This is a genomic window from Yoonia sp. 72 (assembly GCF_034652275.1).
Taxonomy (GTDB): domain Bacteria; phylum Pseudomonadota; class Alphaproteobacteria; order Rhodobacterales; family Rhodobacteraceae; genus Yoonia.
In genome coordinates, this window is record NZ_JAXIWG010000003.1 from 526,219 (window position 1) to 545,538 (window position 19,320).

Genomic DNA, 19,320 nt, shown 5'->3' on the forward strand with positions numbered 1-19,320 from the left:
TTTGCGCTTGCGGTCAAGGGCGCGCGGGGCCGCCCACCTCTGCCAGCAATGCGGCATTACCGCCCGCCGCTGTCGTGTCGATGCAGACATGCCGTTCATGGCAGGCATGCGCGCGGTCGGGCTGTCCGGTGATCAAGGCGATGATCTTGCCCTCGCGTGCCGCAAGCGCTGTTTCCAGCGCGCGGGCGGTGTCGGCATCGCCCCACCAGATGACGCCTGACAAGGGTGCCAGCGTGGTCAAAGCATCAGGCGGCAGATCGCCGTCCGCGCTGATCCCGACACCGCCCAAGGTCGCGATGGCCGCCACCTGTGCGGCTGCCGCCTCTGGTCCCGGACCCATGCAGAGGATCGCACCGCGCGGGTGCAGCCCGTGGCGGTTGGATTCACCAGTCGGGCCGGGCAGGTCGGTCGGCGCGGGGCTGGCAGGCATGAGGGCTGCGGCCAGCCGCTTTTGCAGGGCGGCTGGATCGGCGGCGACGTCCCATGTGCCGGTCGCCTGCGCTGCTTGCGGCGCCGCGAAACGGGGCAGGTAATGCGGTCCGCCCGCCTTGGGTCCGGTGCCGGAGAGACCTTCGCCACCGAAAGGCTGGCTGCCTACGACGGCGCCGATCTGGTCGCGGTTGACATAGATATTGCCCGCCTCGATCCGCTCGACCACGGTCTGCACGCGGTCGTCGATCCGTGTGTGCAGCCCGAAAGTCAGCCCGTAGCCCATGGCGTTGATATCGTCGATCACGCGGTCAAGGTCGCGCGCCTCGAAGGTCGCGACATGCAGGACGGGGCCGAAGATTTCGCGTGTCATCTGGGCGATGCCGGCCACGCGGATCACCGTGGGGGCGATGAAATGCCCGTCTTGCGGGGCGCTGATCTGGTGCAGGATGCGCCCGTCGCTGCGGGCCTGCGCGATATGGTCGGCGATGGTCTTGTGCGCGGCGGCGTCGATGACCGGTCCCAGATCGGTGGACAAGTGCCACGGGTCGCCGACGGTCAGCTCGTCCATCGCACCTTTGAGCATGGTCAGCAGTTTGTCGGCGATATCGGTCTGCACATAAAGACAGCGCAGGGCAGAGCAGCGTTGTCCGGCAGACCGGAAAGCGCCGTTGACGATATCGCGCACGGCATGTTCGGGCAGCGCGGTGCTGTCCACGATCATCGCGTTCAGCCCGCCGGTTTCGGCGATCAGCGGCGTGCCGGGGGCGCAATGGGCGGCCATGCTGGCGCGGATTTTGAGCGCCGTGCCGGTCGAGCCGGTGAAGGCCACGCCGCTGATGCGCGCATCGGCGGTCAGGGCCGCGCCCACATCGCCGCCGCCGGGCAGGAATTGCAGTGCTGTGACCGGCACGCCTGCATCATGCAGGATTTGCACCGCGCGGAAAGCCACAAGTGGCGTCTGTTCGGCGGGTTTGGCGATGACCGCATTGCCTGCGGCCAAGGCGGCCGAGACCTGCCCCAGAAAGATCGCGAGCGGGAAGTTCCACGGGCTGATGCAGGTCCAGATGCCGCGCGCCTGCATGTCAGCGGTGGCTTGGGTGGCGTAGTAGCGCAGGAAATCCACCGCCTCGCGCAATTCGGCCACGGCATCGGGCAGGGTCTTGCCCGCCTCGCGCGCAAGAAGGGCGAAGAGCGTGTCGGCATCGGACTCAAGCGCATCGGCGGCTTTGCGCAGGACCTGCGCGCGGGTGGCGTGGTCGGCGGTCCAGATCGCGGCACCCGCCAGTGCATCGGCCACGTCGTCGGGGGTGGCGGGGGTCACTTGCCCCACGATATCGGCGGGCAGCGCGGGGTTGATGACGGGAGAAGAACTTTCTTGCCTCCGGCGGGGATATTTGGGCTCGGAAGATGTCAGGGGGCCTGCGATGAAGCCCGCGTCATGCAAGGGCGCGCGGGCCTTGTCGATGGTGTCGAGCGTGGGTTGGTGCGTCAGGTCCCAGCCTTTGGAATTAACCCGCGCGGGCGCGAAAAGCGCGGGGCCTGTGGGCAGGTCGGGGCGCAGGCCAGCGGCGTCGAACGGGCAGGCGGCGACCACGCTTGCGGGGACGGATTCGTCCACGATCTGGTTGACGAAGCTGGAATTGGCCCCGTTTTCCAGCAGGCGGCGGACGAGATAGGCGAGCAGATCCTCATGCGCGCCAACGGGGGCGTAGATCCGGCAGCGTGTGTTCTCGGCGTTCAGCACGATGGTATGCAGGGTCTCGCCCATCCCGTGCAGGCGCTGGAATTCGAATGTGTCCTTGCCGCGCCCCATCTGGGCGGCCAAGTCCAGCACGGCGGCGACGGTATGGGCGTTGTGGGTGGCGAATTGCGGATAAATCCGGTCGGTCAGGCCCAGCAGTTTGCGCGCATTGGCGATATAGCTGATGTCGGTGTGTTGTTTGGCGGTGAAAACGGGGAACCCGTCGATGCCCTGCACCTGCGCGCGTTTGATCTCGGCGTCCCAATAGGCGCCTTTCACGAGCCGCACCATGATCTTGCGGTCAAGATCGCTGGCCATCCGGTAAAGCTGGTCGATCACCAAGGGCGCGCGCTGTCCGTAGGCCTGCACAACCACGCCGAACCCGTCCCATTTCGCCAGCGCGGGATCGGCGAGCACGGCGGCGATCACGTCGAGCGACAGCGCCAGCCTGTCGGCCTCTTCCGCGTCGATGTTGAAACCCATGCCGGCGGATTTCGCAAGCAGCGCAAGGGCGCGCACGCGCGGCACCAGTTCGTCCATCACACGCGCCTGTTGCGCGACTTCATAGCGGGGATGCAGGGCCGAGAGTTTGACGGAAATGCCGGGGTTTTCCGCAACCGAGCCATGCACGCAATGATCGGCAATGGCCGAAATCGCGCGGGAATAGGCAAGGTGGTAATGTTTGGCGTCGGCTTCGGTCCGTGCGGCCTCGCCCAGCATGTCATAGCTGTAGGTGAAACCCTTGGCCTGCATGCCGGTGGCGCGTTTCATCGCCTTTTGAATCGTCTCCCCCAGCACGAACTGGCGGCCCATTTCGCGCATCGCGCGCGCCACGGCGGTGCGGATCACCGGTTCGCCCAGCCGTTTGACCGCAGACCGCAGGTGCCGCGTGATCCCCGGTTTTTCATCGTCAAGCACGCGGCCTGTCAGCATCAGCGCCCAGGTCGAGGCGTTCACCAGCGACGACGCCGAATGTCCCAGATGCTTGCCCCAGTCGGAGGGCGCGATCTTGTCCTCGATCAGGTCGTCCATCGTGTCGGCGTCAGGCACGCGCAGCAGCGCCTCGGCCAGACACATCAGCGCGATGCCTTCGTCGGTCGACAGGCCGTATTCCGCAAGGAAAACCTCCATCAGGCCCGGATCGGCGCTGGTCCGGATCTGGGTGACAAGGGCAGCCGCGCGGTCGCAGATGCGGGCGCGGTCGGTGTCGGACAAGGCCGCCGTTTCGACCAAGGCTGCGACAGCGGCGGATTCGTCGCTGTAGATCGCGGCGTCGATGGCGTCGCGCAGATTGAGAGGGGTATCACGGGGCATGGCGGAATCCTTATCCAGATGGCCTATCATAGCCGATTGCGAAAAGGCGATTGGCCTGCTAATGCGCGATCCGCAGGACAGAGTGATGAAAAGGCGCGACCATCATGACCGAAAAGAATGGCGAACTGGATAAATTCGACCGAAAGATCCTTGACGTGCTTGCCGTGGAAGGGCGCATCAGCATCACCGACCTTGCGCGCAGGATCGGGCTGTCGAAATCGCCCACGCAGGCACGCTTGCGCAGGCTCGAGGAAACCGGCGTGATCCGCGGTTATCGCGCGCTTTACGATCCGATCCGGCTGGACCGTGACCATGTGGCTTTTGTCGAAGTCCGTCTGTCCGATACCCGCGAAAAGGCGCTGGCCGCCTTCAATGCCGCCGTGCTGCGTATCCCCGAGGTCGAGCAATGCCACCTGATCGCGGGCGCCTTTGATTATCTGCTCAAGGTGCGCACGGCGGGGATGACCGGCTATCGCGCGGTGCTGGCCGAGAAGATTTCGACATTGCCGCATGTGTCCAACACCTCGACCTATGTGGCGATGCAGACGGTCAAGGAAGAAGGCGTGTCGCCCGTCGCCCCCGGCCCCGAGGCATAGCGCCGCTTGACGCGGTGGCGGATCGGTACAGGTCATCCACATGCGCTTGATCTTATGCCTTATGTGCTTCGCGACATCCGTGGTGGCAGAGACCTGTCCCGCCGCCCCTGACCATGGTGCCGAACAGGCGCGCATCATCGCGGAACTGGGCAAGGCTCGTACACAGGCAGAGGCGGCACCACTGACCCAAGGTCTGTGGCGGCTTTGGACCGATGCGCCCGATGCTGCGGCCAAAACCCTGCTCGTTGACGGGATGGACCTTTTGACGGACGGTGCACCCGGCATCGCTGTGACCAAATTCGACGCTCTGATCGCCTATTGCCCCGACTACGCCGAGGGTTACAACCAGCGCGCCTTCGCGCACTATCTGCAAGGGGATTTCGCAGGCGCGCTGGACGATCTGGACGCTGCTCTGGCGATCAATCCACTGCATGTCGCGGCCCTGTCGGGCAAGGCATTGACGCTGATGGGTCTGGGCCGTGATGCACAGGCGCAGGAGGTGCTGCGCGCCGCCGTCGCGCTGAACCCCTGGCTACAGGAACGCGCGCTTTTGGTGACACCGCCGGGGGTGGAGTTGTGATCCGGCTTGCCGCCGCCTGCGGCCTTGCTTAGGAAAGCACCACGCGCCCCGCTTGCCCGCGTGGTGGAATGGTAGACATCGGAGACTTAAAATCTCTTGGCCGCAAGGCCGTGCCGGTTCGAGTCCGGCCGCGGGCACCAGCAAACTGATCTATATCACGAGCGGATTGCAGCCCAGCCTGCGCAATAGATGTTCCGCGCAGGGCTGGATCGGTTAGGGTCGATCTGTACCCGCTGGACAGCTCCTGAACATCAGGCAAGCGTTTGGCGGAGCGAAAGGACTATTCCATGAAAATCTTGCCATTTGGTATCGCTTCGGCGATCGCGTTGACCGCTGCCATGCCATCATTCGCCCAATCGACAGAAGCCCGCGCTGGCGCCGAAATCTCGGCCCGCGTGACCCCAAGCGAATTCGCGCCATCCGTTGGCGTGCTGGAGCTGAACCAGACCGTCGTGATCGAAGGCTGTCTGGAAGACGTCACATGGTGCCAGATCAGTTTCGACGGCCAGACAGCCTGGGCCTCGGCAGAATATCTCTATGTCGAGGAAGACGCGACACCCGTCGCTCTGATCAATCGCCCGGGTACACTGACGCTTTCCACCGTCACCGTGCCGGATGACGATGCAACCCAGACCGACCAGAACACGGCCGCCGCTGTCGGCGCGACGCTCGGGTCGTTGATTGCCTTCGCCGCCGGTGGCCCTGTTGGGGGTGTGATCGTCGGCGGGATGCTGGGGACCGCGGTTGCGGTTTCCGCTGTCGAGCCGTCCGAGGAAACGCTGGTCTTCGTCTCGGCCAATCCGGTCGAGACGATCTATCTGAACGGTGAAGTCGCTGTCGGTGCGGGCGTTCCTGCCGAGGTCGTCATGTATGACGTCCCGACGCAGCCGGAATTCCGCTATCTGAACGTGAACAACCAGCTTGTGCTGGTTGATGCCGAAACCGGCACCATCGTCCGCGTTATCCGTTGAACGAAAGGGCCCCGCGCATCACGCGGGGCTTTTCGTGCCTGCCTGAACGAAAAAAGCGGCCGCCATTGGCGACCGCTTTTTCTATTCACCTGGTAGCAGATCAGGTCTTGCTTGCCCAATCGTCGACCTGACGTTCGGCCTCGTCTTTGGCCAAACCGTACTTTTCCTGCACCTTGCCGACCAGCTGATCACGCTGTCCGTCGATCTGTTGCAGGTCGTCGTCGGTCAGATCGCCCCATTTTTCCTTGGCGCTGCCGCTCATCTGCTTCCATTTGCCTTTGACGATATCCCAGTTCATGTGGATCTCCTTTGTCGTTTGAATAAGTACGATTGGAAAACGCCAATGCCGCGATTAGGTTCCGCCGCGGCGCAAAATCGTCAGCCTGCCCCGAAGATCAGCAGCACAAGCGGGATGGTCAGCACCGATGCCAATGTCTGGGCTGTGACCAGTCCGGCCATATAGGTCGCGTCACCGCCGAATTGCCGTGTCAGCACATAGGATGTGGGCGCGGTCGGAATGGCGAAGAAAATGACCAGCACCAGTGCCTCGATCCCGTTCAGCCCGAAGATCCACGCCATGCCCATCGCCAGCACCGGCATTGCAAAGAGCCGCAGCGCGCTGTTGATCCCGATTGCGGCCATGTCGGACCGCAGCGCGCCCGGGCGCAGTGCCGCCCCCACGCAGAGCAGTCCCAAGGGCAGGCTGCCTTGTCCCAGTAGCGCAAAGAACGCGCCTGTCCCGAATGGCAACCCGATCCCGCTCAGCGCCAGCGTGATCCCCAGCGCGCAGGCAAGGATCAGCGGGTTGCGCGCCATCATCCGCAGGATCGCCTGCGGACGGCGCGCCTCGGTCCGCTCGGCCAATGCCATGATCGACAGCACATTGACCAGCGGCACGATCACCGCCAGCACAATGGCCGCGCGCTCGATCCCGGGCGCGCCGACAAGGGCGGCCGTGATGGCAAGGCCCAGATAGGTGTTGATCCGCACGACGCCCTGCAAGGTCGGCCCAAAACGCGCGGCCGGGCTCGGGTGGAACCACCTCCAGCCATAAAGCCCCAGTGCGGCAAGCCCGATCGCGGCAAAAGCCGCGCCGCCCAGCCGCCAGATTGCAGGATCACCCAAAGGGGCCGCGCCAAGGCTGCCCACCAGCAGCGCCGGAAACAGGATGTAGTAATTGACGCGCTCTGCCGCAGGCCAGAACCCCGGTTCGGGAAAGCCCGTGCGCGCCATCGCAAAGCCAAGGCAGATCAGCGCGAACAGCGGCCAGATTGTCAGGATGATCATGTTGCCCGTTCCGCTGCTGGTCTTGCGGCCAGCCGTAGCATTCCTGTCGGGCCGTTTGCCAGATCAAAGCGCGGTGATCCTGTGCGATCTAGCCGATGCGCTGCCCGTGCGCATGCACCACCTGCGCATGATGGGTCAGCGAATGTGGCACTTCTTGGCCGTGCCGCGCCATCAATGCGGCATCGCCGAGGATATCGCGCGCGGCCCCATCGGCCACGATGCGCCCGCCGTCGATCAGGATCACGCGGTGGCAAAGCTCCAGCACCATCTCCAGATCATGGCTGGCGATCAGCATCGCCTGATCCATGCCGCGCAGCAGACCGATCAGCCGCCTGCGGTTGCGCAGGTCAAGTGCGGCAGAGGGTTCGTCCAGCAGCAACAGGCGGGGGGACATCACCAGCACGCCAGCAAGGCACGCCAGCCGCTTTTCGCCGCCCGACAGATGATGCACGGGCCGGTCCGCCAGCGCCGCGATCCCTACGCGGTCAAGTGCTGCGGCGACGGCTGCGCCCAGCATATCTCCCGACAAGCCCAGATTGCGCGCGCCAAAGGCCACATCCTCGGCCACGCTGGGGCTGAACAACTGGTCCTCGGCCTGCTGGAACACAAAACCGATGCCGGGGTGGAAACCGCCGGGTGTGACCGGGTCGCCGTCCATCTGCACCTCGCCTGCGGATGCGCGGATCACGCCGGTCAGACACAGCATCAGCGTGGTTTTGCCCGCGCCGTTCGGGCCGATCAGCCCGACCCGTTCACCCTGCGCGATTTGCAGCGACACGTCCTGCAAGACGCGGTCGCCAGTGGCGCGGGTCAGGCTGAGGTTGCGGGTCTGGAGCAAGGGCTGGGTCATGCCAGATGGTCCACCGCCAGCAGGCTGGCTGCAAGCGCAATCAGGACCACCAGCGCCCATTTGTCGGCGCGCGGCACGGGCGGTGCGTCGGGCAGGGCGGCCCCGCTTGCCCCGTGCCCACGCAGGATCATCGCGTGATAGACCCGTTCCGACCGCGCATGGCTGCGCAGCAGAAGGCTTGCCAAAATCCAGCCGGTCGACCGGAACCGCCCCAGCCATCCGTGCCCGCCGCGCAGGCGCATGGCGGTCTGCATGCGGGCCAGATCGTGACGCAGATCCTCGATATGGCGCAGGGTCAGCAACGCCATATCCACCAAAAGCGCGGGCAGCCCAAGACCCCGCAGCGCGCCGATCAGATGCGACAGTGGCAACGCACCGACAAAGACAACGATCAGCGTAAAGATCGCTAGGAACCGCAGCGCGATGCCAGTGGCGGCGGCCAGCCCTTCGGCGCGCAGGGCAAGGGGGCCAAGTGCCGTGATGACCGTCTCTCCGCTGGTAAAGGGCAAAACCACGACCAAGCCCGCGATGACAACGCCCGGCAGGCGCAAGGCCCGCAGCAACTGACGGGCGGGCGTGCCGGACAGCCACACAAGGCACATGGTGGTCGCAACCATCAGCGCCAAGGCGATGGACCCGTGCAGCGCGGAAAAGCTGAAGGCAAGCGCCAGCAAGGCGATGATCCGCAGGCGCGGGTCGGTGATCGGATCAGCGCGCACCGATCATCTCGGGGTTGGTGCGGCGCAGAAAGCCGAGGATCGCGGCGACGACCATCCCCTCGGCCAGCGCCAGCGGCAGATGCGCCAGCGCCAGCGCCGTGATCGCCGCGCGTTCGGCGCCTGCATCCAGATGCGCGGGCAGCCCCGCCAGCAGGGTCGCGGCGAACAGCGCAACCGCCAACAGAACTGCGCCTGCGCCGGTCGCAAAGCCCAGAATCGCGGCCGCCGCGCGCTGCGTCATGTGCCCCAAGCCGCGCGTCAGGCCAAAGGCCACCAGCGCAGGTAGCCCGAGGATGACCGCGTTGACACCGAGCGTGGTCAGCCCGCCATGCCCGAACATGACCGCCTGAAACGCAAGCCCGATCAGGATCGCGGGCATTGCATACCAGCCCAGCATCGCTCCCATCAGCCCCGGCAGCATCAGATGCACACTGCTGGGGGGCACGGGGATATGGATCAGCGAGGCTGCGAAAAAGGCAGCCGTCATCATCGAGGCGCGCGGCAGTCCTTCGCGCGGGTCAGGTTGGGCCGCGATCCGGTTCAGCGAAAGGGCGGTCAGCCCTGCCGCGACCGCCCAGCCGCCCAAGGTCAGCCCAAGGGGCAGGATACCGTCGGGGATATGCATCAGGCCGGTTCCGCAGTGCGCGCACGCCGGAAATAGAGGGCCGTGCCGATGCAGCCCCAGATGACGCTGGCGGCCATCAGCAGCCGTTGTGCCCATGACAGGTCAGTGCTGGCGGCTGTGACGGTGATGGCCGCACCATCCGTGCCGACGGCGACATAGCCTATCGCGCCATGACCCGCCTGTCGCACCTGTACCGCCCATTGCCCCGCCCGTTCGTCGGGTACAAAGACGAACCCTCCGTCCGCATCCGTGACCCCCGTCAGCCAAGGATGCGCGGGATCGTCGGGAGCAAAGACGGAGACCTGTGCGCCCGCCATCGGCTCACCCGTGTCATAGCGGGCGTGGATGGCCACGGCCTCGGTGGCGCCCACATCGACGAAGGCGCCATGCGCTGCCGCAGGCCCCGTCAGCAGCAGCGCCGCGACCAGTGCTTTAACGGTAACTGACAGCACAATGCCCCTCTCCGACATGGCCGATGTGCAGGCCTGTCAGGGTGATTTCATGGGTGCCGCCCGCGGCGAAAGCGTCGAACCCAAGCGCATGGGTATTCATGTGATCGGTCGCTCCCAAGTCGTGGCGACCGAACACATGATCCAGATGGAAGGTCAGTTCAAGGTCGGCATCGCTGCCTGCGGCAACGAACCCCTTGCGCGCGTCACCCACATATTCACCGCAAACATAATCATGCGTGGCATCGCTGGTCAGGGTGAAATCCACGCTTTGGCCGTCGCGGGTCGCTGTGCCGATCAGCACCATCGACTGGCCCGCCCAGTCACCCGATTGCGCCGGCACGACAGACCAGACAACTGCGTTGTAATGGCCTTGGGGTGCGGGTGCTGTCCCGAGCAGCACGCGGCCTTGCGCATCGGTATCGGTCAGGTCGATTGTCACCTGTTGGATGCTATCGAAAACAACGGTCTGGGTCGCGGCGGGTTTGCCACCTGCAGCAGCATCAAAGGGCGGGTCGGTCTGGAGAGCCGACAACCCCGCAAGCGTGACGAACACATGATCGAAACGCAGTTCCCAGCCGTCACGCGTCAGTTCGGGCGCAACAAAACCCTCGCGTGCCAGCGCCTCGCCATTGGCAAAGAGGTGCAGTGTGCCTTCGGCGGCGGCCGCCGTGCCGATGGTCAGGGCGGTGGCGAGAGTACAGAAACGTGCGCAGGGCAGTGACATGGATGGTCCTTGACGGTATGAAAAATAAGAAGCTTTTTCATACGAATGCCCTGTCGGGGTGTCAATGGCTCAGGCGTCGCTGTCCTGCAGGTCGGGCGCATTGTTCAGCATGGCAAGGCTTGCCTCAAGGTCCTGCTGCGGGATGTCGCGGGCGATCACAACAATCCGGCTGGTCCGGTCGCCCTCAGGCCAGTGACCCAGTGCGACGGGGGGCTCAAAAATATGCTGGACGCCGTGGAACACGAAGGGCGTGGGCAAGTCGCGGATATGCACAATCCCCTTCATCCGCAGGATATCGGGGCCACGCAGCGCGATGAGTGTATCAAGCCACAGATCGAACACCTCGGGCGCGATAGGCTGATCCAGCGTGATCGACGCGGTGGTAATCCTGTCGTCGGTTGCATGATGCGACGGGCTGGCAAGATCAATCCTCGCCGGTTTTGGCAGACGCAGACCCGACAGACCCGCCAGCGGGTCAGGGGCAGCCAGCCAGTCGAGCGCCTGAACCTGCGTGACCGCGTGGCGCATGGCGGACAGCCCGAACAGCACACCGGACGGCACCACGCCCTTGTCGGCGGTGATCCGCTGTGCGCCGGGGTTCAGCCGGTCCAGTCGGGCCTGCAATGCCGCGACTGTGGCGGTATCGGCAAGATCGCATTTGGTCAGCACGATCCGGTCGGCCATGGCGACCTGCGCCTGCGCCTCGGCTTGGCGGTCAAGCGTCGACAGGCCCAGCACCGCATCCACGACGGTCACGGTGCCATCCAGCCTGTAATCAGCCGCCAGCACGGGATCGACCAGCAAGGTGTGATGGATCGGGCTGGGGTCGGCCAGCCCGGTGGTTTCGATGATGACGCGGTCAAAGCGCAACTCGCCCACCGCGCGGCGCACCAGCAACCGCGCGAGCGTTTTCGACAGATCACCCCTTATTGTGCAGCAGATGCAGCCTGCGGGCATCAGCACCACATCCTCGGCGGCGGACTCGATCAGGTCGTGGTCCAGCCCCGCCTCTCCGAATTCGTTGACGACCACGGCGACGCGGCCTGCGGCCGGATCGTGCAGCAGGCGGTTCAGCAGGGTAGTTTTTCCGGCCCCAAGGAAACCGGTCAGCAGGGTCACGGGAATTTTCATCGTCATCTGGCGGTCCGGGTTGTGGTTGCGGTGATCCTGTGTTTGTTATGTTATAACAATCGTGGACGCAAGATCACATGCCCCAGCCCGCCATAGACACAGCCAGCCCCGCCCGTGCCGCCGCGATCCGGCAGAAGGCCGTGCTACTCTGGCATCTGCAACGGGTAAAGCGACTGGTCCGTGCCCGCGTCGGCGGGCAGTGTCTGGTGCATCTGACGGAAATCACCTGCGCCGACCATGACTGCCCCGGTCCCGCGACGCAGATCAGCGTGACAGGGTTTGACCTTGTGCGCCGGGTGGTTGTGATCCACCGACCTGTCGCCGCGATCACAGAGTCCGACGTTGCGCCGCTCTCAGGCTTGTGAAAACGCGGCCTTCTGCGCGGAATACGGTGTGTGGCGGCGCAGATAGGTTTGGGTCACCGCCAGCAGGTTGCTGTCGGGTGCGCCATCGCAAAGAAACTGCGCCAATGTCCGCGCGCGCCCTTCCTGATCGTGGCGCAGGGCGTCGATCATCTGCATGATCTGGCGTTCCGAAGGCGTCAGCCAGTCGCGGCAGCAGGGGCAGCTTTCGGAATTGAACGCGATCGGTGTGGTCCGGCTCGACCGCAAGGTCTGCACCACGCCCACCAGATCATAGCACAGGGCCCCGGCGGCATCGGGGCCGACATGCGCCGTGGCACAGCGCAGTGCGACCAGCCAACCCTGGCTTTCGGGCACGGCAAAAGTCTGGAAATGCCAACGCAACAGCACCAACGTCAGCCGCGCGAAGGGGTCGAGGTTCATGTCCTGCACCGCGATTTCGCCGGGACGCGGGTCTCTTGTGGGTCCGTGATCCGTTTGCGGCTCGTAGACCGGGCGGAATGGGCGGCGCGGATCAGCGCCGTGCATGTGAGGCGCTTTCCTGGGTGGTTGACTGGGCCTGCCGGTCAAGGATCAGTTCGACCAGGTGTGGTTCGATCGTGGACCCGTCCGTGACGCAATCATCTTGGGCGGCGATCAGATCGATCAGAAAATCATGTGTGCTGTCTGGCATCGGCTCGTCCTGTGCAAAAGGGGCATGCCTTGCCGGTCACCGCGCAACCGCTGTTCCGACTGGGTGAATTATTCCTGACAGAAATAATCAGGTTAGTAAAGTGATTTTGCGTGACTGGCCTGCCGCTCTGGCTATGTATGAATGGATTTCATAATTGTCTTGCCCAACATGAATTTGTTTTCACGACCGCATGCGCCTATCTGACCTGCAGGCACGTCAGGTGCCTTTTGTTGTTTGATCGGACTGTCATGACCTCTCTCCTGCCAAAATCCCCCGCCTTCGACCGGATCGCTGCCGCCGCTGCCGACCGTATCCTGATCCTTGACGGGGCGATGGGCACGCAAATTCAGGCGCTGGGCTTTGGCGAGGGGGATTTCACCGCCCATGGCGCGGGCTGTGCCTGTCATCCGCAATTGTTCGGGGACAAGCCGCTGCCGCAGCAGGGCAACAACGACCTTCTGATCCTGACCCAGCCGCAAGCGATCGAGGATATCCATTATGCTTATGCGATGGCAGGGGCCGATATCGTCGAGACGAACACCTTCTCCTCCACGAGCATCGCGCAGGCCGATTATGGCTTGGAGCATCTGGTTTATGACCTGAACTTTCACGGTGCGCGTTTGGTGCGGCAAGCGCTGGACCGCGCCACAGCCGAGGACGGGCGCGAAAGGTTCGTCGCGGGCGCGCTGGGGCCGACGAACCGCACGGCATCCATGTCGCCCGATGTGAACAATCCGGGCTACCGCGCGGTGACGTTTGACCAGTTGCGCGAAGCCTATGCCGAACAATTGCGCGGGCTGATCGACGGCGGGGCCGATCTGATCCTGATCGAGACGATTTTCGACACGCTTAACGCCAAGGCCGCGATTTTCGCCTGCGAGGAAATCTTTGCCGCCAACGGCCTGCGCCTGCCAGTGATGATCTCCGGCACGATCACCGACCGCTCTGGCCGCACCCTGTCAGGCCAGACACCGACCGCGTTCTGGCATGCGGTGCGCCATGCGGACCCTTTGACCATCGGGCTGAACTGTGCGCTGGGCGCTGCCGAAATGCGCGCGCATCTGGCGGAATTGTCAGGCGTGGCCGATACGCTGGTCTGCGCCTATCCCAATGCGGGCCTGCCCAATGAATTCGGGGAATATGACGAAAGCCCCGATTTCATGGCCAGCCAGATCGCCGACTTCGCCAAGGAAGGCTTGGTCAATATCGTCGGCGGTTGCTGCGGATCGACGCCTGACCATATTCGCGCCATTGCCGCTGCGGTGGCGGGTTACAAGCCGCGCGCGATCCCCGCGCATACGCCGCTGATGCGGCTTTCGGGGTTGGAGCCGTTCACGCTGACCCCCGACATTCCCTTTGTAAACGTGGGCGAGCGGACGAACGTCACCGGCTCTGCCAAATTCCGCAAGCTGATCACCAACCGCGATTATGCCGCCGCCGTCGATGTGGCCCGCGATCAGGTGGAAAACGGCGCGCAGATCATCGACGTGAACATGGATGAAGGCTTGATCGACAGCAAACAGGCGATGATCGAATTCCTGAACCTGATCGCCGCCGAACCCGATATCGCCCGCGTGCCGGTGATGATCGACAGTTCCAAATGGGAGGTGATCGAGGCGGGCCTGCAATGCGTGCAGGGCAAATCCATCGTTAATTCGATCAGCATGAAAGAAGGCGAAGAGGCGTTTCTGCATCAGGCGCGGCTCTGCCGTGCGTACGGTGCGGCGGTGGTCGTCATGGCCTTTGACGAGGCGGGGCAGGCCGATACCGAGGATCGCAAGGTCGAAATCTGCACCCGCGCCTATAAGCTCTTGACCGAAGAGGTGGGTTTCCCGCCCGAGGATATCATCTTTGACCCCAACGTCTTTGCCGTGGCGACAGGGATCGAGGAGCATGACAATTACGGCGTCGATTTCATCAACGCGACCCGCCGGATCATTGCCGACCTGCCGCATGTGCATGTCTCGGGCGGCGTGTCGAACCTGAGCTTCAGCTTCCGTGGCAACGAACCTGTGCGCGAGGCGATGCATGCGGTGTTTCTCTATCACGCCATTCAGGCGGGGATGGATATGGGCATCGTCAACGCAGGGCAGTTGGCGGTTTACGACAGCATCGACCCCGATCTGCGCGAGGCTTGCGAAGATGTGGTGCTGAACCGCACGCCGGATGCGACCGAAAACATGCTGGTGATCGCCGAAAGGTTCAAATCCACCGGCGCGCGCGAGGCGAAAGAGCGTGATCTGGCGTGGCGCGACTGGTCGGTCGAAAAACGGCTGGAACATGCGCTGGTCAACGGGATCACCGAATTCATCGACGCCGATACCGAAGAGGCGCGCCTGCAGGCCGACCGCCCGCTGCATGTGATCGAAGGCCCGCTGATGGCGGGGATGAATGTGGTGGGCGATCTGTTCGGCGCGGGCAAGATGTTCCTGCCGCAGGTCGTCAAATCCGCCCGCGTGATGAAACAGGCGGTCGCGGTGCTGCTGCCCTATATGGAAGAGGAAAAGCGCCTGAATGGTGGGACGGGGCGCGAATCTGCGGGCAAGGTGCTGATGGCCACGGTCAAAGGCGATGTGCATGACATCGGCAAGAATATCGTGGGCGTCGTGCTGGCCTGCAATAACTACGACATCATCGATCTGGGCGTGATGGTGCCCGCCGCCAAGATCATCGAAACAGCGATTGCTGAAAAGGTCGATATCATCGGTCTGTCTGGCCTCATCACGCCGTCGCTGGATGAAATGGTCCATATGGCGGCCGAAATGGAACGGGCGGGTCTTGATATTCCGCTGCTGATCGGCGGCGCGACCACCAGCCGCGTGCATACGGCGGTGAAAATCCACCCCAATTATGCGGCAGGCCAGACGGTCTATGTGACGGACGCCAGCCGTGCGGTGGGTGTCGTCTCGGCGCTTTTGTCGCCGGATCAGAAGGCGGGTTATGTAAAGACGATCCGCGCCGAATATGAAAAAGTCGCGGATCAACACGCGCGGTCGGAACTCGCCAAGAAACGCTTGGCCCTGGCCGATGCCCGCGCCAATGCGCTGCAGATCGACTGGAAGGATTACAGCGTGACGGCACCATCTTTCCTTGGGACCAAGGTCTATGAGGATTGGGATCTGGCCGAGCTTGCGCGCTATATCGACTGGACGCCATTTTTCCAGACATGGGAATTGAAAGGGGTCTATCCCAAGATCCTGCAGGACGAAAAACAGGGCGAGGCCGCGCGCGCGCTCTTTGCCGATGCGCAAGAGATGCTGGCGCAGATCATCGCGGAAAAATGGTTCCGACCGCGCGCGGTGGTGGGCTTCTGGCCTGCCAATGCGATGGGCGATGATATCCGCCTGTTCACCGATGACAGCCGCAAGACCGAACTGGCGATGCTGCACACCCTGCGCCAGCAGGTCAGCAAGCGCGACGGGCGGCCCAACGTGGCGCTGTCGGATTTCGTGGCACCTACCGGCACCCCCGATTACGTTGGCGGTTTCGTGGTCACGGCAGGGATCGAGGAAATCGCCCTGTCCGAACGGTTCGAGCGGGCCAACGACGATTTCAACGCGATTTTGGTCAAGGCGCTCGCCGACCGTTTCGCCGAAGCCTTTGCCGAACGGATGCATGAATTGGTGCGCCGCGAATTGTGGGGTTATGCGCCGGATGAAACGCTTGCGCCCTCGGAACTGATCGGCGAGCCTTATCGCGGTATCCGCCCTGCACCGGGCTATCCCGCCCAGCCTGACCATACCGAGAAAACCACCCTGTTCCGGCTGCTGGATGCCGAGGCCACGACAGGCGTGAAACTGACCGAAAGCATGGCAATGTGGCCGGGGTCATCGGTGTCGGGGCTCTATATCGGGCATCCGGACGCCTATTATTTCGGGGTCGCCAAGGTCGAGCGGGATCAGGTGCTGGACTATGCCGCGCGCAAGGATATGCCTGTCGAGGACGTGGAACGCTGGCTGGGGCCAATCCTGAATTATGTGCCGACGCCGCGATCCGCGCTGGCGGCAGAATAGCGCGCGCGTTCCTTTGGTGAGAGGCCAAGACGGGGCGCTGCCCCGAACCCCGGAGTATTTGGGGAAAAAAGAAGATCAGACGGCGACTTCGATCCGGCCGAGCGGGTTGGAGCAGCAGGCAAGGATGTAGCCGTCTGCGATATCCTCGTCCGAGATGCCGCCGTTGTGGACCATATGGACCTCGCCTGCGGTTTTGCGGATCTTGCAGGTCCCGCAGAGGCCGAACGTGCAGCCGGACGGGATGTTCAGCCCGTTGGCGCGCGCCACGGCCAGCACGGTATCGGTCTGCGCACAGGCCGCGACCACGCCAGACGCGGCAAAGCTGATCTGCGCGCTTGTGTCGGCATCGGGGGTGATATCGTTGATCTCGGGCGCGTCGGCGGCTTTTTCGACGGGGGCCTGAAAGTTTTCCTGATGATAGCGGTCCATGTCGTAGCCAAGCGCGTTCAACATGTCGCGCACCGCCTGCATGAAAGGCTCAGGCCCGCAGCAGAACACTTCACGCTCCAGATAGTCGGGGGCCATCAGCCCCAGCATGATCTGGTTCAGCCGTCCGTGATACCCGTGCCAGACGCGGAACGGGTCGGGTTCCTTGACCGTGTAGCGCAGTTGCAGCCCCGGCACGCGGTTGGCGAACTGGTCCAGCCTTTCGCGAAAGATGATGTCGGACGGGCGGCGCGCGGCATGCACAAAGACGATATCGGGCATGTCGCCCGTGTCCCAGGCCCAGGTGGTCATCGACATCATCGGCGTGATGCCGGAGCCTGCCGAGATGAACAGGTATTTGTCCGCCGGATGGCGGTGAAAGCTGAAGATACCCGCAGGGCCGTAAGCCTTGATCTTCATCCCCGGGCGCAGGTGGTCGAGCATCCAGCGCGTGCCGATGCTGTCCCTTTGCGCCTTGACCGTGAGCGAGATCGATAGGGGCCGCGAGGGGCTGGAGGATATTGTATAGGTCCGCTGCACCGCGCCACCCGGGACTGGCAGATCAAGCGTCAGGAACTGCCCCGGTTCATAGTCGAACCATGCCCCCGAGGGCGCCCGAAAGGCGAAGGTCGCGACATCGGGCGTCTCTGGGATGACCATGACGCATTCGAGCCATTCATCATCGCGCCACGCGGCGGTGGTGCTGATCCGTGTGGGCGCGGGCATCTTATTCCGCCGCCAGTGCAGGCTGCGGGGACAGCCGCCCAGTCATCAGGCCCGCATACCAGTCCACGAACTGGATCACACCTTCTTCCTGAATGGGGGAATAGGGGCCGGGTTCATAGGCGGGGGACAGGATGCCTTTCTGGTTTTCCTCGACAACCTGGCGATCCTCGTCATTGGTGTTCAGCCAGACCTCGGTCAGGGTTTTCAGATCGTAATCCTCGCCCTCGACCGCATCTTTGTGAACAAGCCATGTCGTCGTGACCTCGGTTTGCGTGGCCGAGATCGGCAGGACGCGGAAGGTGATCGCATGATCGCCCAGAAAGTGGTTCCAAGTGTTGGGATAGTGATAGAACAAGAGCGTGCCCGCGTCGTTGAACGGCATCGTGCCCATCCGTTTCGCGACGGCGGCCTTGGTGGACATCGTATAGCTTTCGGCATTGTTCAACAAAGGCACCCGCGCCAGCCGCCAGGCCATGTCATCCGCATGGGTAAAGCGTGACGGCAGGCCCGCAGCCTCGCAGCGTTTCCAATGGGTCAGGATTTCGGGGCTGGCCTCGTCGGGGCCGGACATGGCGGCGAATTTGGGATTGTCCGAGAAGGTCCGGCAGAGCGACGGATGCGACCCCGAACAATGGTAACATTCGCGGTTGTTTTCCAGCACCAGCTTCCAGTTGCCGTTTTCGACGATGGTCGAACTATACGCGACCTTGGCATCCTTGAGGCCGGAGGGGGCAAGGAAAGATGTCAGGTGCTTGGCCAGATCCGCGATCGGCGGTGGCACTTGGGCAAGGCAGACAAAGACCATCCCGCCCAGATCGACGCAATGGACCTTTTTTAGCCCGTGTGCTGCGGGATCGAACCCGTCGCCCATGTCGCGCGCATAAAGCAGCTTGCCGTCCAGACCATAGGTCCACTGGTGATAAGGACAGACCAGATTGGGCGTCGATCCTGTTGTCGTCGCGCACAGCCGCTGGCCGCGATGACGGCACACATTATGAAAGGCGCGGATCATGCCATCAGTGCTGCGCACGATGACGACCGGATAGGCGCCGATCTGCAGCGTGGCAAAGGCACCCGGCTTTGGCAGCACAGGCGAGGGCAGGGCGAACAGCCATTCGCGATAGAAGATATGGTCGAGATCGAGGACATAGACACCATCGTCGCAATACAGGTCGCGTTCGAGCGCATGCGCGGGGCGGCGGGCGGTCAGGCGGTCCAGCATCAGGGCTTGATCAAGCATCATACCTCGCTTTGTGCCGACAGTGGCACGTGAACAGGATGCGCGCCCGAGCAGGCGCTGCGCAGATTGGACTTTAGCTGCGATGCAGCACAGCAACCGCCGGAATACGACATGCGGCCTGCGAACTGCGCCGCAGGGCAGGGTGGCCGCGTGCGATTCCGTGCAGGTGGCGCGATTCCGATCCTTGGAGGTATCGAGTCGCCCGCTCAGGGGCGCATTTGCTGTTTGCAGGCCAGAAATGCGGGGCTGATTCTGGCCTTTGCTGCGGTGTTTTCGCGGTTCTTGCTGCGGCAAAGCCCATGTTTCGCGGGCTATCGCGCTTGTTTTGTTGGCGGTTGTCATAAATGTTCCAACAAAATGCGCCTTGCTGCGCTTTTTGTCGAAAAAACCCCTTGCGGCCTGATCGCACTAACCGTAGAACCCCCCTCACCGGCGGCGCAGAGATGCACTGGCGGGGC

Annotated in this window: 19 protein-coding genes and 1 tRNA gene; 7 read left to right on the top strand and 13 right to left on the bottom strand. The window is 63.5% G+C overall.

Annotated features, from left to right (window positions below):
- Positions 1–13 precede the first annotated feature (13 nt).
- Positions 14–3,487, bottom strand: a complete 3,474-nt coding sequence (gene putA / locus VCK47_RS14990; RefSeq protein ID WP_322890083.1) for a bifunctional proline dehydrogenase/L-glutamate gamma-semialdehyde dehydrogenase PutA — start codon at positions 3,485–3,487, stop codon at positions 14–16.
- Between the two features lie 104 nt (positions 3,488–3,591).
- Here putA and VCK47_RS14995 point away from each other — a divergent pair, with 104 nt between their 5' ends.
- From VCK47_RS14995 to VCK47_RS15010, 4 genes are all read left to right on the top strand, one after another.
- Entirely contained in the window at positions 3,592–4,083 is a 492-nt protein-coding gene (locus tag VCK47_RS14995) for an Lrp/AsnC family transcriptional regulator (protein WP_322890082.1), read from the top strand.
- Between the two features lie 40 nt (positions 4,084–4,123).
- Entirely contained in the window at positions 4,124–4,663 is a 540-nt protein-coding gene (locus VCK47_RS15000) for a tetratricopeptide repeat protein (protein WP_322890081.1), read from the top strand.
- Between the two features lie 54 nt (positions 4,664–4,717).
- Positions 4,718–4,803 (top strand) — tRNA-Leu (locus VCK47_RS15005).
- 147 nt (positions 4,804–4,950) lie between these two features.
- Positions 4,951–5,634 (top strand): DUF1236 domain-containing protein, encoded by a 684-nt coding sequence (locus VCK47_RS15010; protein ID WP_322890080.1) that lies wholly within the window; start codon positions 4,951–4,953, stop codon positions 5,632–5,634.
- Between the two features lie 100 nt (positions 5,635–5,734).
- Here the strand turns inward: VCK47_RS15010 and VCK47_RS15015 are convergent, their stop codons facing one another.
- The 8 genes from VCK47_RS15015 to VCK47_RS15050 all read right to left on the bottom strand — a co-directional run bounded on the left by VCK47_RS15015 (position 5,735) and on the right by VCK47_RS15050 (position 11,428).
- Positions 5,735–5,932, bottom strand: a complete 198-nt coding sequence (locus tag VCK47_RS15015; protein WP_322890079.1) for a CsbD family protein — start codon at positions 5,930–5,932, stop codon at positions 5,735–5,737.
- Positions 5,933–6,012: 80 nt separating this feature from the next.
- The gene (locus VCK47_RS15020; protein WP_322890078.1) at positions 6,013–6,921 is read right to left on the bottom strand and encodes an AEC family transporter; all 909 of its coding nucleotides are present in this window, start codon (positions 6,919–6,921) and stop codon (positions 6,013–6,015) included.
- 88 nt (positions 6,922–7,009) lie between these two features.
- Positions 7,010–7,771, bottom strand: coding sequence for an ABC transporter ATP-binding protein (locus VCK47_RS15025; RefSeq protein WP_322890077.1), 762 nt, complete (start codon positions 7,769–7,771; stop codon positions 7,010–7,012).
- A complete protein-coding gene (gene cbiQ, locus VCK47_RS15030) occupies positions 7,768–8,490 on the bottom strand; it encodes a cobalt ECF transporter T component CbiQ (RefSeq protein ID WP_322890076.1) in 723 nt (240 codons plus the stop codon). Before cbiQ ends, VCK47_RS15025 begins: the two co-directional genes overlap by 4 nt.
- Positions 8,480–9,115 carry a cobalt transporter CbiM gene (gene cbiM / locus VCK47_RS15035; protein ID WP_322890075.1) on the bottom strand — a complete coding sequence of 212 codons (636 nt, stop codon included), beginning with the start codon at positions 9,113–9,115 and terminating at the stop codon, positions 8,480–8,482. The genes cbiQ and cbiM overlap by 11 nt, the downstream gene beginning before the upstream one ends.
- Entirely contained in the window at positions 9,115–9,567 is a 453-nt protein-coding gene (locus VCK47_RS15040) for a carboxypeptidase regulatory-like domain-containing protein (RefSeq protein ID WP_322890074.1), read from the bottom strand. Before VCK47_RS15040 ends, cbiM begins: the two co-directional genes overlap by 1 nt.
- Entirely contained in the window at positions 9,548–10,291 is a 744-nt protein-coding gene (locus VCK47_RS15045; RefSeq protein WP_322890073.1) for a hypothetical protein, read from the bottom strand. The genes VCK47_RS15040 and VCK47_RS15045 overlap by 20 nt, the downstream gene beginning before the upstream one ends.
- A 69-nt stretch (positions 10,292–10,360) precedes the next feature.
- Positions 10,361–11,428 (bottom strand): GTP-binding protein, encoded by a 1,068-nt coding sequence (locus VCK47_RS15050; RefSeq protein WP_322890072.1) that lies wholly within the window; start codon positions 11,426–11,428, stop codon positions 10,361–10,363.
- Positions 11,429–11,499: 71 nt separating this feature from the next.
- On the opposite strand from VCK47_RS15050, the gene VCK47_RS15055 reads away from it, so the two are divergent.
- Entirely contained in the window at positions 11,500–11,787 is a 288-nt protein-coding gene (locus VCK47_RS15055; protein WP_322890071.1) for a hypothetical protein, read from the top strand.
- Here the strand turns inward: VCK47_RS15055 and VCK47_RS15060 are convergent.
- Positions 11,776–12,207, bottom strand: coding sequence for a hypothetical protein (locus VCK47_RS15060; RefSeq protein WP_322892296.1), 432 nt, complete (start codon positions 12,205–12,207; stop codon positions 11,776–11,778). The two genes, VCK47_RS15055 and VCK47_RS15060, sit on opposite strands and share 12 nt — an antisense overlap.
- A gap of 91 nt (positions 12,208–12,298) precedes the next feature.
- The gene (locus tag VCK47_RS15065; protein ID WP_322890069.1) at positions 12,299–12,457 is read right to left on the bottom strand and encodes a hypothetical protein; all 159 of its coding nucleotides are present in this window, start codon (positions 12,455–12,457) and stop codon (positions 12,299–12,301) included.
- Between the two features lie 248 nt (positions 12,458–12,705).
- Here VCK47_RS15065 and metH point away from each other — a divergent pair, with 248 nt between their 5' ends.
- Positions 12,706–16,470 carry a methionine synthase gene (gene metH / locus VCK47_RS15070; protein ID WP_322890068.1) on the top strand — a complete coding sequence of 1,255 codons (3,765 nt, stop codon included), beginning with the start codon at positions 12,706–12,708 and terminating at the stop codon, positions 16,468–16,470.
- Positions 16,471–16,545: 75 nt separating this feature from the next.
- Here the strand turns inward: metH and VCK47_RS15075 are convergent, their stop codons facing one another.
- Both VCK47_RS15075 and VCK47_RS15080 read right to left on the bottom strand, forming a co-directional pair.
- Positions 16,546–17,622, bottom strand: a complete 1,077-nt coding sequence (locus tag VCK47_RS15075) for a hybrid-cluster NAD(P)-dependent oxidoreductase (protein ID WP_322890067.1) — start codon at positions 17,620–17,622, stop codon at positions 16,546–16,548.
- Position 17,623: 1 nt separating this feature from the next.
- A complete protein-coding gene (locus tag VCK47_RS15080; protein ID WP_322890066.1) occupies positions 17,624–18,862 on the bottom strand; it encodes an aromatic ring-hydroxylating dioxygenase subunit alpha in 1,239 nt (412 codons plus the stop codon).
- A gap of 150 nt (positions 18,863–19,012) precedes the next feature.
- Here VCK47_RS15080 and VCK47_RS15085 point away from each other — a divergent pair.
- The coding region (locus tag VCK47_RS15085; protein WP_322892297.1) for a hypothetical protein at positions 19,013–19,320 on the top strand (308 nt) is incomplete at its 3' end.

Bases quoted from the DNA above. Each gene is read 5' to 3' on its own strand.
- putA (WP_322890083.1), bottom strand. From the start codon at position 3,487: ATGCCCCGTGATACCCCTCTCAATCTGCGCGACGCCATCGACGCCGCG.
- VCK47_RS14995 (WP_322890082.1), top strand. From the start codon at position 3,592: ATGACCGAAAAGAATGGCGAACTGGATAAATTCGACCGAAAGATCCTT.
- VCK47_RS15000 (WP_322890081.1), top strand. From the start codon at position 4,124: ATGCGCTTGATCTTATGCCTTATGTGCTTCGCGACATCCGTGGTGGCA.
- VCK47_RS15010 (WP_322890080.1), top strand. From the start codon at position 4,951: ATGAAAATCTTGCCATTTGGTATCGCTTCGGCGATCGCGTTGACCGCT.
- VCK47_RS15015 (WP_322890079.1), bottom strand. From the start codon at position 5,932: ATGAACTGGGATATCGTCAAAGGCAAATGGAAGCAGATGAGCGGCAGC.
- VCK47_RS15020 (WP_322890078.1), bottom strand. From the start codon at position 6,921: ATGATCATCCTGACAATCTGGCCGCTGTTCGCGCTGATCTGCCTTGGC.
- VCK47_RS15025 (WP_322890077.1), bottom strand. From the start codon at position 7,771: ATGACCCAGCCCTTGCTCCAGACCCGCAACCTCAGCCTGACCCGCGCC.
- cbiM (WP_322890075.1), bottom strand. From the start codon at position 9,115: ATGCATATCCCCGACGGTATCCTGCCCCTTGGGCTGACCTTGGGCGGC.
- VCK47_RS15045 (WP_322890073.1), bottom strand. From the start codon at position 10,291: ATGTCACTGCCCTGCGCACGTTTCTGTACTCTCGCCACCGCCCTGACC.
- VCK47_RS15050 (WP_322890072.1), bottom strand. From the start codon at position 11,428: ATGACGATGAAAATTCCCGTGACCCTGCTGACCGGTTTCCTTGGGGCC.
- VCK47_RS15055 (WP_322890071.1), top strand. From the start codon at position 11,500: ATGCCCCAGCCCGCCATAGACACAGCCAGCCCCGCCCGTGCCGCCGCG.
- VCK47_RS15060 (WP_322892296.1), bottom strand. From the start codon at position 12,207: ATGAACCTCGACCCCTTCGCGCGGCTGACGTTGGTGCTGTTGCGTTGG.
- VCK47_RS15065 (WP_322890069.1), bottom strand. From the start codon at position 12,457: ATGCCAGACAGCACACATGATTTTCTGATCGATCTGATCGCCGCCCAA.
- metH (WP_322890068.1), top strand. From the start codon at position 12,706: ATGACCTCTCTCCTGCCAAAATCCCCCGCCTTCGACCGGATCGCTGCC.
- VCK47_RS15075 (WP_322890067.1), bottom strand. From the start codon at position 17,622: ATGCCCGCGCCCACACGGATCAGCACCACCGCCGCGTGGCGCGATGAT.
- VCK47_RS15080 (WP_322890066.1), bottom strand. From the start codon at position 18,862: ATGCTTGATCAAGCCCTGATGCTGGACCGCCTGACCGCCCGCCGCCCC.